Annotated in this window: 2 protein-coding genes; both read left to right on the top strand. The window is 50.2% G+C overall.

Annotation, left to right across the window (positions count from 1 at the left end):
- Positions 1-378 (top strand): hypothetical protein (locus tag L1065_RS15685; RefSeq protein ID WP_237096456.1); only part of this gene is annotated, 378 nt, incomplete at its 5' end.
- A gap of 17 nt (positions 379-395) precedes the next feature.
- A complete protein-coding gene (locus L1065_RS15680) occupies positions 396-881 on the top strand; it encodes a hypothetical protein (RefSeq protein WP_237096455.1) in 486 nt (161 codons plus the stop codon).
- The last annotated feature ends 169 nt before the right edge of the window (positions 882-1,050 follow it).

Here is a 1,050-nt window from a genome sequence, read left to right as displayed (position 1 = left end):
GATGCGTGGTCAGCTACAGGGAAAAAATCTAGAGCTGATGGCGAACTGCATGCGCGGTGTTGGCTTCAAGAAGCGAAATATCAGATGCCTCTTTCATCCTCACCGCCGGGCACGCCTTATTCCCCTTCTGGAAGGTTATTGGAAAGTACGCTGAAGCAATTCGCTAATTACGGGGCTGTTTGCAATAATCCGAGATCTCCTGCACGCCCGTGCTGGAATATTGGATTAGACGTTGTGTGCAGCCGACGAGGTGGACCTATCGCATTTTATCTTGGATTGTTACGCACCAATAACATCAGGGGCATCGTGCGCTGGCAGCCGATCCCTCAAGAGGCGGCTGCGGAACTTGACCGCGCCATGCGTAATTTCGATGACTAGTTTAGAAAGGAAATCAAATGCAGGATCTATCAGAGGAAGACCGCGCCTATCTGACCAGAATGATGGATTTGCCAGATGGGCTGTTGCTGGCTCCATTTGACGGTACCCCAGAAGACCTCGGCATCTTGAACTACGATGCCGACCAATTTGTAGAAATCATTAATCGCCAACTACCCGTCCTTGCCGTACGGAAGGAAGAAAAAAGCATAGATATCGAAGTTGACGTTGGACCGGAGTCTTCCTCAGGTGATCTAACTCTTTTTTATGACAAGCGCTTAATTTTATCGGAAGGCATCACACCGCGTCAATTTTACCGCATTGTAAGAGCACTGCTCGAAGCGTTCCCCCAACAGCATAGGCTATATGTCGTTTCGGGCGAAATTGGCTATGCATGGCTGCGCACGGACCTGCCCGAAGACGAAGCCGTTTTGCACATGATCACCCACGACGATGGCGTCCGCGCCACGCTTGGATTGCCAGCCTATGATCACAGCCAGTGGTGAATGGAATTTATGGAAGGTAACGGATGGAGCATCAAATAGCCGTTCAGGACTTTGAGAATATTCTTGAAGCGTGGCTCGATGATAATCGCCAGAGAGGCGTGGGCTCGTTTTTGGCTCTGGATGGAAGCTGGCAATCAGATTTGGTAGAACTTGTGCACAGCCAAGATGA

Origin of the sequence: Nereida sp. MMG025 (assembly GCF_021654165.1) — a bacterium.
Lineage (GTDB): Bacteria > Pseudomonadota > Alphaproteobacteria > Rhodobacterales > Rhodobacteraceae > Nereida.
The sequence above is the reverse complement of the archived record's forward strand: the minus strand, read 5'-3'. Positions and strand labels throughout refer to the sequence as shown.

Bases quoted from the DNA above. Each gene is read 5' to 3' on its own strand.
- L1065_RS15680 (WP_237096455.1), top strand. From the start codon at position 396: ATGCAGGATCTATCAGAGGAAGACCGCGCCTATCTGACCAGAATGATG.